The sequence below is a fragment of the Holdemania filiformis genome, from assembly GCF_003459085.1.
In the GTDB taxonomy this organism is placed as follows: domain Bacteria; phylum Bacillota_I; class Bacilli_A; order Erysipelotrichales; family Erysipelotrichaceae; genus Holdemania; species Holdemania filiformis.
This window is the reverse complement of the sequence record NZ_QRUP01000013.1, coordinates 27370-40717: the sequence shown is the minus strand read 5'-3', so window position 1 is coordinate 40717 and position 13348 is coordinate 27370. Positions and strand designations below refer to the sequence as shown.

Genomic DNA, 13348 nt, shown 5'->3' with positions numbered 1-13348 from the left:
AAAAGAACTGCTTCCTTCGCCCCCTGCGAAATCTCTAACAGTCGCTAACCGTCAGATAATGTACACTATTATTGACACAAGGAAATAAGCCATTTATAATGGGACATGTATTAAAAATAAACGATTTTACCAGTTTTTGGCATTGGATTTTGTTTGTCAAAAAATGTGTGATTTTTTTGCCATAAAAAGGGGCATAAATGTAATCAACAACCAAATTCATGTCCTGTATGGTTATTCATCAACGCAATTATAACGAAGCAATTCCTAACAAATTCATAAAAAAAGACCCCGGCCATTATGCCGGAGCCTCCTCTATCACGCTCTAACCTTCAACTAATTCATTCTGAATTTCAATACGACCGGATTATGATCGGAATACCGATAGTCATTCTGGATATTCTCCGCTGTCGCCGTAAGATTATCCGAAACCAAGAATCCGTCGACAATCGCCTGGTACGTGACCCCCGCCTCAAACGGAATATCCGCGCCGCGGCAGGTCGCGGTTTCATCAGCGTTATCTGCCCGAACAAAGTGATACCCTTCTGCCAAATCCGCGGTGTTCATCGCAAAAATCCAATCTGGAACCTGCTGCTGGGAAGGAAAGAAATCCAACGTACCGGCGATGTCATGATTAAAATCACCGCCCGCGATCACATAATTTCCCTGTTCGCGCTCCTGAATCAGCACCTGGTTGAGCAAGGCCAGCTGCTGCACGCGGATCGTTCCGCCCTGATCGTAGGCCGACAGATGAATGTTAATCAGCACCAGCTCTTTTCCGTTGTCTAATCCTAACCGACTGATCAGAAAACACCGGTCCAAGTCGGTAAACTTTGTAATAAAAGGGCCGTCGACAGGAAACTGCCGCCGCACATTTTCATCCACATGCCAATTCGACAGCGTCAACAATCCGGACTGTACCGAGCCATGCGGTTCCTGCAGCGGGACGATTAAATACGGACTATGGAAGTTCAAGGCAAAGACGCTGCCATATCCCGAAAATGCAGAGCGAAGGATTGCTGCCTGATCGACGCCATAACTCCGCGACGACTTCACATCGACTTCCTGCAGGAAAATAAAATCTGGCAATGATTGTTGGATCAGGGCGAGACTACCCTGCGTATTTGCAATCACTGCTTCCTTGCTTAAAGCCCGGCCATGCTTTCCCCGCGTTGCTTTCCCGTCTTTCATCTTTCCAGTATCCATGAAGAAAGAATAGTCGTCCGAATACGCTCCAAAGCCGACATTGTACGTCATCAGCGTATACTCCTGATCAGCATCGAGCCGCGCCGGCGGATTGTTCACCGTCTCCACGCTTTGAAAATCCGCGATCCGGTAATAATTAACCTGCAAGAAAATCCCATAGCCAACAATCAAAGCGATCAATCCGGCGATCGCCGCACCGACACCTTTTAAAATCTTTTTTAATGTCCCGCACTCCCTCCGCAAAAAGCAAAAGAAGGAAAAACATGAAGTCCTTCCCTCTTTGCTTTATCTTAATGACTATCTTATTTGAAACGTTCTTTTTTGGAATATGTCGTATGAAGCAGCTCATGCGCCAGCGGACTTCCCGGTTCTTTCAGGAATTGATCATACAGCGCGATGATCTGCGGATTCTCATGCGATTTACGCACGCTCTGCAGCGCATCCTCATCATATAACGCCTTTGCCCGTTCCTTCTTCCAGTCAATCGGCCGGAAGCCGTTGCGGATTGAAGCGTTGATAATCGGCTGACCGCCGCCGTTGATGCAGCCGCCCGGGCAGCCCATGATCTCGATGAAATGATACGGCGAGGTGCCGGCGCGGATTTCATCCAAAAGCGGCTTGGCGCAGCTCATACTGGAGGCAACCGCAACTTTAACCTGCATCCCCGCGACCTCCAGCTCCGCCGTCTTCACGCCTTCCATGCCCCGGACAACTGTGAAGTCCAGACTATCCAGCGGTTTGTTTTCCAGCGTTTCCTTGACGGTTCTTAGCGCTGCTTCCATGACCCCGCCGCTGGCGCCGAAGATCACGCCGGCTCCGGAATATTGTCCGAACATATCCTGATCAAAATCTTCATCCGGCAGATTCTCAAAATTGATTCCATACATCTTGATCAGCCGCCCTAATTCTCTCGTCGTCAGGACAACGTCCACATCCGCCACGCCATCCTTGCGCATTTCCGGACGGACAACCTCCGCCTTCTTCGCGGTGCACGGCATGATGGAAACGACCGTGATCTTGCGCGGATCCAGATTATGCGTTTGCGCGTAATAAGATTTCAGAATCGCGCCGAACATCATGTGCGGCGACTTGCAGGAACTCAGATGCTCCAGCAGATCCGGATATTCAAATTCACAATACCGGATCCAGCCTGGCGAACAGCTCGTGATCATCGGCAGCACGCCCTGATGCTGGACGCGTTCAATGAACTCATGCCCTTCTTCCATGATCGTCAGATCCGCGGCATAGTTGGTATCATAGACACGGTCAAACCCGATCCGCCGCAGCGCCGCGGCCATCTTGCCGGTAACCCGTGTGCCGATCGGCAGGCCGAACTCCTCGCCTAACGCCGCGCGTACCGCCGGGGCCGTCTGGACGACGACATGCTGCGCCGGATCGTTCAGCGCTTCGATGACGCGGTGAATGTCTTCTTTTTCAAACAAAGCGCCGACCGGGCAGGCGTTGACGCATTGGCCGCACTGCATACAGTTGACGTCGTTGAAGCTCTTATCAAAGACCGGCGCGACCTTAGTGTTGAAGCCGCGGTTGATAAAGCTCAGAATGCCCAGTCCCTGAACCTTCTTGCAGGTCTCGATGCAGCGTCCGCACAGCACGCACTTGGACGTGTCGCGGACAATCCCCGGCGCAACCTCGTCAAACGTCGGCGGTGTTTTCTCCCCTTCATAACGCACCTTGCGGATCCCCAGCTGCTGCGCCAGCTTCTGCAGCTCGCAGTTCTGGTTGCGAATGCAGGAAAGACAATCGCCGCAATGGTTGGACAGGATCAGCTCGACGGTGTGCTTACGCGCTTCCAAAGCGCGTTGGGAATTGGTGAAGACCTCCATCCCCTCGCTGACCGGATACACGCACGCGGCGCCCAGGCTTTTCGCGCCTTTGATTTCAACTGTGCAGACGCGGCAGGCACCCGTCTTGTTGACGTCTTTTAAATAACAGAGCGTTGGGATCTGGATGCCTGCGGCCCGCGCCGCTTGCAAAATAGTGGAACCCGGCTCGGCCTGAACCGGAATATTATTGATCTTTAAATTGATTTTCGTCATGTTTCCGCGGCCCTCCTTAATCGCGCTTGACCGCACCGAAGCGGCAGGTCTCCATACAAGCGCCGCACTTGATGCACTTGTCGTGGTCGATCACATATGGTTTCTGGCCCGGAACGCCGCTGATCGCGCCGACCGGACAGTTGCGGGCGCACATTGAACATTTGCGGCACTTCTCCGGATCGATCGAGTAATGCAGCAGCTTCTTGCAGACGCCGGCCGGGCAGCGTTTTTCTTTGACGTGTGCTTCATATTCGTCGCGGAATAAGCGTAGCGTCGACAGCACCGGATTGGCGGCGGTCTGACCTAAACCGCATAACGCGGTATCCTTGATCATCTTGCCCAGCGTTTCCAGCTCGTCCAGCGTTTCCATCGTTCCGCGGCCTTCGCAGATATCCGTCAGCAGTTCCAGCATGCGCTTGGTGCCGACGCGGCACGGCGTACATTTGCCGCATGATTCGTCGACGATAAACTCCATGTAGAAGCGCGCTACGTCAACCATGCAGTTGTCCTCATCCAAAACGATCATTCCGCCGGACCCCATCATTGAGCCCAAAGCGATCAGATTGTCAAAGTCAATCGGTGTATCCAGATCCTCGACGGTCAGGCAGCCGCCGCTTGGACCGCCGGTCTGGACCGCTTTGAACTTCTTGCCGTTCGGGCAGCCGCCGCCGATTTCATAAATCACCTCACGCAGCGTCGTGCCCATCGGAATCTCAACCAGTCCGGTGTTGACGATTTTACCGCCTAACGCAAAGACCTTGGTGCCCTTGGATTTCTCCGTGCCGATCGCACTGAACCAGCCGGAGCCCTTCAGGATAATCTGTGCCACATTAGCATAGGTTTCAACGTTGTTGATAATCGTCGGCTTGCCCCAGACGCCGCTGACCGCCGGGAACGGCGGCTTCGGCACCGGCATGCCGCGCTTGCCTTCGATCGACTGGATCAACGCGGTTTCCTCACCGCAGACAAACGCGCCCGCGCCCAGGCGGATCTCGATATCAAAGCTGAAGTCCGTGCCTAAAATATGCTCACCGAACAGACCCAGTTCCTTCGCCTGTTCGATCGCAATCTGCAAGCGTTTCACCGCGATCGGGTATTCCGCGCGGATATACACATACCCCTGCTGGGCGCCGATCGCATAGCCCGCGATCGCCATTGCTTCCAAGACGGCATGCGGATCGCCTTCCAAAATCGAACGATCCATAAACGCGCCCGGATCGCCTTCGTCGGCATTGCAGATAACATACTTGTCGCCCGCCGGCTGATCTGCCGCAAACTGCCATTTCACACCGGTCGGGAAGCCCCCGCCGCCGCGGCCGCGCAGGCCGGATTTCTTAATTTCGTCGATCACTTCCTGCGGCTGCATTTCATGCAGCGCTTTCGCCAGTGCTTCATAGCCGTCGCGGGCGATATATTCGCGGATATTCTCCGGATCGAGCTGACCGCAGTTTTTTAACGCGATCCGCTGCTGCTTGGCATAGAAGCGGATCTTGTCGATATCAAAGATCTTTTCCTGCGTGATTTCATCAATGTCGTTCATCTCCAGCCGTTTTACCGGCTGCCCGCCGATGAAGTGCTGTTCGATAATCTCACCGACATCGTCCGGTTTGACATGACAGTAGAAAATTTTATCGGGATAGACCGCAACGATCGGACCTTTCTGGCACAGGCCGAAACAGCCGGTCTTGATGACGCGGACTTCCTGATCCAGACCACGGGCGGTTAACTGCTGCTGCATCTGCTCCATGATCAGCGCCGAAGATGACGATGTGCATCCGGTGCCGGCACAGACTAAAACATGCAGCCGTTCTGGCCCCGCAGCAGCCGAAGCTCCTGGATTGCGCAATGCGATTTCCTTCGCCGCGCTCGCCCGGAGTTCGCGAAGTTCATTCCATGATTTCATGTGCTTCTCCTCTTTCTTCTTTTACTGAACGCCGGACTCGGTTTTAATGATCGCTTTGATCCGGTCCTCCAGCGCGGTGGAGCTGGTCGCGTTGCCGTATACCTGATCGTCCAGAATCGCTACCGGCGCTAATCCGCATGCCCCCAGGCAGCGCGTTGCATCGAGCGAAAACAGACCGTCGGCGCTCGTCTGATTAACCTTCGTTCCGGTCAGATCGCAAATCCGCTGCAGTAAATCCGCCGATCCTTTGACATAACAGGCTGTGCCCATGCACACATTGATGACATGCTTGCCCTTCGGTTCGGTCGTAAACTGCGTATAGAACGTGACGACGCCATACACCTCAGCGGCTGAAACACCTGACGCTGCGGCAATTTTCTCCATTGCTTCAAACGGAATATAGCCCAGCTCTTTCTGGACGTCGTGCAGCATCAGCTTCACCGGTCCCGGCCGGCCGCGATGCCGATCGACGATCCGATCGATGACCTGCACCGACTGTTCGTTGAGTTTCCCCATCCTTTCACCTCCACGTGTTATTTGGGTTTCTATATTGAAAACATCACAGGGATGATTCAACCTTTTTCTGCAGCCAGCTGAACAAGCCGTCCGCCGCCGCGCTGATCAGAATAATCCACAGCGTCCAGGCGAACAGACCCGTCATATCCAGCGCGATCCGCGCCGCATACGACATCTGCCGGCCGATTCCAATTCTCACCTGCGTCAGCACCTCCGCCATGACGCAGACCCGCAAGCCTAAGCCGAAGCCGGTTTTCATCGCCGCCAACAGATGCGGCAAAGCCTGCGGAAGACGCACTTTCCAGAAAACAGACACCGATCTTTCCGGGTAGCAGCGCAGCACATCCTGCAGCTCGCTGTCCAATAGATCCTGGCTTAACAAAACTGCCGTATAAAAGACCGGGAACAGCACGCAGAAGCTGGTAACCATGACACTGCCTTCGCTGCCCAGCCAGATCAGGAAAATCATAATGTAGGACAAATTGGGAATCGTTTTAACGATCACCTCAAGCGGTTCGATCAAGCGCCGGATCACCGGCTGCATCGCCGCCGCAAACCCGCAGACCAACGCGAGGATCAGCGAAATTCCAAAGCCTTTGAGCATCCGTCCCAGAGTGCTCAGCGTCTGCGCGTAGAAGGCCGGCTGCGATACATCCGCAAGCATCCGCCGCGCCACGTCCAGAGGCATCGGGATCAAAATGTCGTTATTGACGCTCAGCGCCAGCAGCTGCCAGAGGATCATCAGGATCACGATCGTAAGGAACTGTTCTTTTTTCAAACCGGTTCGCTGTTTTCTCATGGATTTATTATATCATCAGTCTGAATGAAAACGCTATCTTTATTTCCCATTTTTCGCCCTTTCCCGACCTTGCGAATCAATGCACAAAAAAGGCGGTCAGCTCCGCCCTTTTGCGATATTTTTCACACTTTATCCAGCCTGAAAACAACATGATTACTCGCGCCCAGCATCGCCGGTTTCTCGCACATCGCCCAGTGAAACGCAAGCCATTGCTGAAACTGTTCGGCGCTCAGCGTGTTCACTTTGTCCGCCAACAGCTCGGCCATGCCGTCCGCAGCGAAAACCTGAGCCGGTTTCCAGCCGAGCGTATCCAGCCAGCGGCGAACCTGATCCAGCGTCAGAAAAACAAACGGGATATCCGCCACCTTAAACGTGCTGCGGTCATACCGGCCGTTGTCCAGAAAATCCGGATTGTAGACCATCGCTTCCGTTATGAACACCATATCGTTATTGATAAAAGCGAAGAACGCGGATCCGCCGGGTTTCAGCACGTGAAGCACCTGTTCAAGACAGCGTGTCCGCTGCGCTTCATGCTCAAGATGATAGAGCGGTCCCAAACACAGGACGACGTCGAACGAAGCGGCTTCCAGCATCGTCAGATCGAGCGCGTTGCCTTCCAGGATCGTCAGATCCATGGCCGGCCGGCGTTTCGCCTTCATGAGCGCACAGTGCTTTTTCACCGGTTCCACCGCGGTGACCGCATAGCCCTCCTGGGCATAAGCCAGACTGTAGGCTCCGCTTCCAGCCCCCACATCCAGAATCTGCATTCCCGGTTTCAGCACTTTCGCAATCTGCATTCTCGTCGTCAACAGTTCAATGCTGCGGGCGGGCGTCGCGGTTAAGCGATGTTCCTCGTCAAAATAATCGTAAATCAGATCCAGATCCATACGCGTCCCCCTGCCAAGCAAAAACTAATCAGAATGAAGCGTTAATCTTCCAAGCTTGCCAACAGCTCGCAAAGCAGGTCGTATGTCCGTTTAAACGACTCCAGGTTCAGCTTTTCCTGCGGCGTATGCGCGCCGCTGGCTTCCGGTACGATCGTCACGATATCAATCCCCGGAATCATCTCGCAGAACACGCCGCATTCCGTACCGCCATGGCCGGCTTCCGTTTTTAATTCCTTCCCGGTTTTCTGTTGAACCAGGGCCGCCAGCTTCTGCCGCATCGCGCTCTTTTCACAATAATCCCATGCTGGATAGCCGTTAGCAAAGCTGCAGGTCCAGCCATACAATCCCGCCAGAATCGTCAGTTCATCGCTCATTTTTTCAATCCAGCTCTTTTGCGCTGAACGCATCGAGATCGTGACGATCAGACTGGATCCGCGCCGCTTGATCGAAGCCAGGTTTTCTGAAGCCCAGGTCAGGCCCGGAATTGCCATGCTTTTGGCGCGCAGACCGCTTGGCAGGACGGTGATGAAATTGATGAATGCTTTCGAATCCTGTGCGGAGTAAACCGCGCTGATCGTGGAATCGGCTTCCAATGTAATGGCAACATCCGGATCGCTGGCCTTCAGCTCCGCCTTCACCTGTTCCGCTACCTGCTCGACACACTTCTGGACCTTGCGTGAATCCTGGCTGGCGAACCGAATCCAGCAATCGCGCGGAATTGCGTTGTCCTTATTGCCGCCGTCCCAATCCGCGATCCAGACCTCCAGCTCGTTTTTGACCAGCTCCCGCAGACAGCGGACCGCGATTTTGTTCGCATTGCCCAGCTCTTTATCGATATTCGAACCGGAATGTCCGCCTTTCAGTCCGGAAACTGTCAATTTCCAGCCGCTGCCTTCAAATCTTTCCTGCGGCCGCACCATCGTCATCGTACAGACTAACCCGCCCGCGGTGGAAACCACGGTTTTATCTTCGCCTCCGCAGTCCATGTTGATCATCCGTTTCGCCGTAAAATAGTCTTTCTTTAACCCTTGCGCGCCATTGAGACCGATTTCTTCCATGACTGTGAACACGCATTCCAGCGGCGGATGCGGTTTCTGGTCCGCTTCCAGAAGCGCCAGCATCATCGCGACGCCCACGCCGTCGTCCGCCCCCAGCGTCGTGCCGCGGGCTTTCAGCCAGCCGTCTTCCACATAGGTATTCAACGCCTGCGTTTCAAAGTCAAAATCCACGTCCGCTTCCTTCTCGCAGACCATGTCCATATGCGCCTGCAGAATCACCGCGCCCGCCTTTTCCAGACCGGCGGTGCCGGCTTTATAAATGATGACATTGTTCATCTCATCCTGAATCCAGCGCAGGCCGTGATCCTTCGCAAATTGAACGAGCCAGTCGCTCAGCTGTTTTTCGTTACGAGATCCGTGCGGGATCTTTGTCAGTTCGTTAAAGTAATAAAAAATCCGTTCGTTTAAGTCCATCGTCATTGGTGTACCACCCTTTCTCTGATTTCTATTATATCGCTTGGTTTCATTCGTTTTCAACATATTCTGAAAATTATTTCTTTTCTTAACAAAATTTTTACAATCCATAAAAAAAGAAGGCCGGCTTGACCTTCTCTCAGTGAATCTTTTGTTTTATTCCGCCAGTATGCCCGCGAGTTCCGTAATCTCAAACAGCGTGAGGAAGGATTCCAGTTCGCTCTGGACTTCCTGTGCGTTAACGATGTTGAGATTCATCCGCGTCCACGTCTTAGCGATCACAGCACTGCCAGGCACGCCCAGCGTCTGAGCGCCCAGTGTTTTAATATCCGCTTCGACGATCGACGGATCCTGTTCCGCCTGATCCAGATAATCGCGCATCGACTGCAGCATGGTTTCAACGGCTGCTTTCTTTTCTTCCGGCAGATCCTGACGGACAAACAGCGCCGCCTGCGGATAGCCCTGGGTTCCGGTAGCCGTCTTCCATTGTTCCTGCAGATCCATGACGATCTTCAGCTCCTGACCTTTCTCCTTCGCCTTGGCGATTGTCGCCGTCGCCGCCGGCTCCGCCATCAGCGCTACGTCGGCTTTCCCCGCCAGCATAGCGCCCTGGACTTCCGCCACACTGGCATACCAGGTGATTTCCGGCGTAACCGGATTAGCCTGCAAAACTGTTTCCAGCACCTTGCCCGGTACCGCACCCTCGCCGAAAGCCGCAAAGACACCCGCGTTTTCCAAGGCCGCTTCATCCGCCGCGACCAGATACAGATTTCCCCAGGTTAAGACGCTTTCCATCCGGTAGGTTGTCTTGCCATTGGCGGCCAGCTTCGCACCCAGATTGCTCGGCGCGACGATCACGTCATATTCCGGATTCGGATTGACGAACGCGGCCTGCAGCACATCCGTACCGTCGACAAGCGTCACATCCTGTCCCGCCTTCATCGGCGCGATCAAGGCCAGCGCCGGAGCCCCGGTCGGACCCAGGATTGACAAGGAAGCCGGCGTGGTTTCCGCAGTCGGCTCCGGCGATGTTTCCGGAGTTGTTTCGGGTGTTTTAGGATTGGCGGCGCACCCTGCCGTCAGCGCAAGAACGCTGAGGAAACAAAGCCATTTCTTCATACGCGCGCCTTCGTTTCAATTTCGTTGAGAATGCTTTCCAGCAGTTCCTCTTTGCTGAGCGTCACGGAGTCTTTCTTGCCATACCGGCGAACCGTCGCCGTGTTGTTTTCAACCTCGCCGTCGCCGACGACAATCTGCATCGGAATCTTATGCGTCTGCGCTTCACGAACGCGGTAGCCCAGCTTTTCGTTGCGGCCGTCGACCTTCACGCGCACGCCCTTGGCCAACAACATCGCTTCCAATTCTTTCGCATAGTCCAGATGCCGTTCATGATGCACCGGTACGATGACGACCTGCTGCGGCGCCAGCCACATCGGGAAAGCACCGGCGTAATGTTCGATCAGAATGCCGATAAAGCGCTCGATCGAGCCGAAGATGACGCGGTGCAGCATGATCGGACGTTTCTTGGAACCGTCCGCGTCGACATAAGTCAGATCGAAGCGTTCCGGCAGATTCATATCCAGCTGGATCGTGCCGCACTGCCAGACCCGTCCCAGACTGTCCGTTAAATGGAAGTCCAGCTTCGGTCCGTAGAACGCACCGTCGCCCGGATTGATCTTGCAGGCCTTGCCCGCTGCATGACACGCCGCTTCCAGCGCCGCCTCCGCTTTATCCCAGATTTCAATCGATCCGATATATTTCTTTTCCGGCCGTGTCGACAGCTCGATTTCATAGCTTAAGCCAAACACCGAATACACACGGTCGATGAAGTTGATCAGCCGGACGACTTCACTCTCGATCTGATCCTCGCGCATGAAGATATGCGCATCGTCCTGAGTGAACGTTCTGACGCGGAACAATCCGTTCAAGGCACCGCTGGCTTCGTGACGGTGGACCTGTCCCAGCTCGCCGACGCGCAACGGCAGATCTTTATAGGAATGCAGACCGTTTTTATACACAAGCATTCCGCCCGGGCAGTTCATCGGCTTGATCGCAAACTCGCGGTCGTCGATCATCGTCGTATACATGTTTTCCTTGTAATTTGCCCAGTGTCCGCTCAGCTCCCACAATTCCTTGGAAAGCATGATCGGCGTCTTGATGAACTGATAGCCTTCCTTAGTGTGTTCTTCGTACCAGTAGTTTTCCAGCACATTGCGCAGGATCATGCCGTTCGGTAAAAAGAACGGGAACCCCGGGCCATACTCGCTCATCATAAACAGATCCAGCTCGCGGCCTAATTTCTTGTGATCGCGCTTCTTCGCTTCTTCCAGGAAATTCAGATAGTTCTGAACTTCCTCGTCGGTATCAAAGCAGATGCCGTAAACCCGCTGCAGCATCTTGTTGTTGGCATCGCCCTTCCAGTACGCACCGCTGACTTTCAACAGCTTGAAATGCTTCAGCTCCTTGACGCTCTCGACATGCGGGCCGCGGCACAGATCGGTAAAATCCCCCTGGGAGTAGCAGCTGATCACCGTATCGTCCTCGTCCATGTGCCCAATCAGATCGAGCTTGTACGGATCGTCCTTGAACATCTCCAGCGCTTCCGCTTTCGAGATTTCATGCCGGACAATACGCTTGCCATCCTTGGCGATCTTCTTCATTTCTTTTTCAATTTTCGCCAGATCTTCTTCATGCAGCACATCGTCGCCCAAGTCGATGTCGTAGTAAAAGCCGTCGGTAATCACTGGTCCAACCCAGAACTTTGCGTGCGGATACAGATGTTTGACAGCCTGCGCCAACAAATGCGCACAGCTGTGGTTGAGCACATGCAGATGCTCGTCTTCTTTGATGTTGATCATAGTTCCTTCCTCCTGTTTTTCTAAGACCACAAAAAAACGCCCTTGATTAAGGACGTTGTTCAACGCGGTACCACCTTATTTCCTGTTTCTTTCATGAAACAGGCACTCAAGCTCAATAACGATGAGAATCGTCGCTTTTTCAAAAGCGATACTCGCAGGCGGTAACCATTTCCCTTTTCAGCTTCCTCGCACCTTCCGGAAACCTCTCTGATCCAAGTTCTGAAACGATCATGTCCTGGTCTTTGTATGTACCTCTTTTATACACCGGTTTTCCCGCCTTGTCAATGGAAATGAATTTTTTCCAGAAATTCAGAACGATGAACGGGTTTAAGGCTGCACCCAGGTCGTTTGATCGATCTGTGAAAAATCAGCCTGGATATGCAGCTGATCCAGCGTCATCGACAAATTGCCGGAAAGTTCCTCCGTTCCGCCGCTGTCCAGCGTTAAGCGGACGGGTTCCCCGGTTTCCTCCTTTACCGCAAACCGAACAGTCAGCGTTTTTTGACTTTCGATCATTGCGGCGATCGGATCTTCCAGACCCCATTCTCTGAAAAAAGCCGCGGCTGAAACCGCATCCAACGTCAGACTGACCTCAGCACAGCGGACGTTCCCGATCGTTTCCTGCATCGACCAGCGGCCGGCTTTTAAAACAGCCAGAATGGCTTTCCAATCCGGCAAGGCTGGTTTAGCTCCCGGCTGATCAACCCATTGTTTCTGATTCAGATCATACTTTTGCCAGCGGTCCTCTTGCCAGCGCCACTGAGCTTGAACATGCAGCGGAATCTGAAGCACGCCGCTGCCGCCCTGCCAGCGCAAATCCAGCTTGACCGCGGGTTCTTCCTTTCGTCCCTGCAGCACGCCCTGCCCGGCAACATGATAGGGCAGCCATAGATAGCGGTTGCCAGCCTTACCTTCAGCCTCAATCGTGATGTCTGCGGTCACGGATTCCATCGTCGTCAGCGCCCGGCTCGTCTTGGCCAGAATCCACAGCTGATCCAGCCAGCCGCAAGCGCTCAGCATCACCATCATCGCAAGCAATGCCGCAATAAAGCTTCCTTTTCTGCGCATCGTCATCCCTGCCCTTCTGCCTTCATTATATCACGGGAAAGAAAAGGCAGAGTCTTATTGACCCTGCATTGTGGAATTGCGGTATTGCGAATAGATTTCCTTCAGGTCTTCGATCATTTCCTTACTGTCGTAGATCAAAGCTGTATTGCCGTTGACATACGCGTAGTATTCGGTTTCCTGACCGTTAGCGTTGACCTTCATCCGGCCGTTCTGACTCGCATAGTTCAGCATTTTCTGACTTTCCTCGTTGGCCGGATCAAAACGATAAAGGTAATAGACCTGATCGTTGTATTGAAACGAGGTGCCTTCCAGCGCGTTGAAATCCGTGTTTTCAATCGGCGTCACCTGGTTGAAGGTGTAATTGTTATTCTGGAAGTGATCCAGAACATCCTGAATGCTGGCAATCGGTTCCACCGTTTCCGTCGGTGTCATCGAGCTTTCCGGCGAGGCCGAAGGGGTCATCGACGGCGTGGGTGTGGTTGAATTGTTGTTTCTGCTGCAGCCGCCCAAAATCAAAGCAAATCCCAAGCAGACCGCAGCATACCGCAGAATTGTTTTTTTCATTATTGATTCCTCCTGCCAGTA

General features: G+C 53.6%; 11 protein-coding genes and 1 other annotated feature. All 11 genes read right to left on the bottom strand.

What is annotated here, in order from left to right; all coding sequences use genetic code 11:
• Positions 1-333: 333 nt before the first annotated feature.
• Positions 334-1383: an endonuclease/exonuclease/phosphatase family protein gene (locus DWY25_RS10940; protein ID WP_244925967.1), complete on the bottom strand. Its 1050-nt coding sequence runs from the start codon at positions 1381-1383 to the stop codon at positions 334-336.
• A gap of 122 nt (positions 1384-1505) precedes the next feature.
• The gene (locus DWY25_RS10935; RefSeq protein ID WP_117895262.1) at positions 1506-3260 is read right to left on the bottom strand and encodes an NADH-dependent [FeFe] hydrogenase, group A6; all 1755 of its coding nucleotides are present in this window, start codon (positions 3258-3260) and stop codon (positions 1506-1508) included.
• Positions 3261-3276: 16 nt separating this feature from the next.
• Positions 3277-5163 carry an NADH-quinone oxidoreductase subunit NuoF gene (gene nuoF / locus DWY25_RS10930; RefSeq protein WP_181981792.1) on the bottom strand — a complete coding sequence of 629 codons (1887 nt, stop codon included), beginning with the start codon at positions 5161-5163 and terminating at the stop codon, positions 3277-3279.
• A gap of 21 nt (positions 5164-5184) precedes the next feature.
• Positions 5185-5679, bottom strand: a complete 495-nt coding sequence (locus tag DWY25_RS10925; protein ID WP_006059211.1) for an NADH-quinone oxidoreductase subunit NuoE family protein — start codon at positions 5677-5679, stop codon at positions 5185-5187.
• Positions 5680-5722: 43 nt separating this feature from the next.
• Positions 5723-6478: an ABC transporter permease gene (locus tag DWY25_RS10920; protein ID WP_006059210.1), complete on the bottom strand. Its 756-nt coding sequence runs from the start codon at positions 6476-6478 to the stop codon at positions 5723-5725.
• A gap of 122 nt (positions 6479-6600) precedes the next feature.
• Complete coding sequence (locus DWY25_RS10915) at positions 6601-7365, bottom strand: class I SAM-dependent methyltransferase (protein ID WP_117895261.1); 765 nt, start codon at positions 7363-7365, stop codon at positions 6601-6603.
• Positions 7366-7406: 41 nt separating this feature from the next.
• On the bottom strand, positions 7407-8843 hold the full coding sequence (gene pepD, locus DWY25_RS10910) for a beta-Ala-His dipeptidase (protein WP_181981791.1): 1437 nt from the start codon (positions 8841-8843) through the stop codon (positions 7407-7409).
• Between the two features lie 150 nt (positions 8844-8993).
• Positions 8994-9956, bottom strand: coding sequence for a substrate-binding domain-containing protein (locus DWY25_RS10905; protein ID WP_117895259.1), 963 nt, complete (start codon positions 9954-9956; stop codon positions 8994-8996).
• Positions 9953-11695 (bottom strand): threonine--tRNA ligase, encoded by a 1743-nt coding sequence (gene thrS / locus DWY25_RS10900; RefSeq protein WP_220412941.1) that lies wholly within the window; start codon positions 11693-11695, stop codon positions 9953-9955. The genes DWY25_RS10905 and thrS overlap by 4 nt, the downstream gene beginning before the upstream one ends.
• Positions 11696-11740: 45 nt before the next feature.
• Positions 11741-11947, bottom strand: a binding site (T-box leader).
• 75 nt (positions 11948-12022) lie between these two features.
• On the bottom strand, positions 12023-12763 hold the full coding sequence (locus DWY25_RS10895; protein ID WP_147336685.1) for a hypothetical protein: 741 nt from the start codon (positions 12761-12763) through the stop codon (positions 12023-12025).
• A 54-nt stretch (positions 12764-12817) separates the two neighbouring features.
• The gene (locus DWY25_RS10890) at positions 12818-13327 is read right to left on the bottom strand and encodes a hypothetical protein (protein ID WP_117895257.1); all 510 of its coding nucleotides are present in this window, start codon (positions 13325-13327) and stop codon (positions 12818-12820) included.
• Positions 13328-13348 lie beyond the last annotated feature (21 nt).

What these genes read in the sequence shown, in the direction of transcription:
- DWY25_RS10890 (WP_117895257.1), bottom strand. Translation starts at nt 13,327, where the DNA reads ATGAAAAAAACAATTCTGCGGTATGCTGCGGTCTGCTTGGGATTTGCT.
- DWY25_RS10920 (WP_006059210.1), bottom strand. Translation starts at nt 6,478, where the DNA reads ATGAGAAAACAGCGAACCGGTTTGAAAAAAGAACAGTTCCTTACGATC.
- DWY25_RS10925 (WP_006059211.1), bottom strand. Translation starts at nt 5,679, where the DNA reads ATGGGGAAACTCAACGAACAGTCGGTGCAGGTCATCGATCGGATCGTC.
- DWY25_RS10935 (WP_117895262.1), bottom strand. Translation starts at nt 3,260, where the DNA reads ATGACGAAAATCAATTTAAAGATCAATAATATTCCGGTTCAGGCCGAG.
- thrS (WP_220412941.1), bottom strand. Translation starts at nt 11,695, where the DNA reads ATGATCAACATCAAAGAAGACGAGCATCTGCATGTGCTCAACCACAGC.
- DWY25_RS10915 (WP_117895261.1), bottom strand. Translation starts at nt 7,365, where the DNA reads ATGGATCTGGATCTGATTTACGATTATTTTGACGAGGAACATCGCTTA.
- pepD (WP_181981791.1), bottom strand. Translation starts at nt 8,843, where the DNA reads ATGACGATGGACTTAAACGAACGGATTTTTTATTACTTTAACGAACTG.
- nuoF (WP_181981792.1), bottom strand. Translation starts at nt 5,163, where the DNA reads ATGAAATCATGGAATGAACTTCGCGAACTCCGGGCGAGCGCGGCGAAG.
- DWY25_RS10895 (WP_147336685.1), bottom strand. Translation starts at nt 12,763, where the DNA reads ATGCGCAGAAAAGGAAGCTTTATTGCGGCATTGCTTGCGATGATGGTG.
- DWY25_RS10905 (WP_117895259.1), bottom strand. Translation starts at nt 9,956, where the DNA reads ATGAAGAAATGGCTTTGTTTCCTCAGCGTTCTTGCGCTGACGGCAGGG.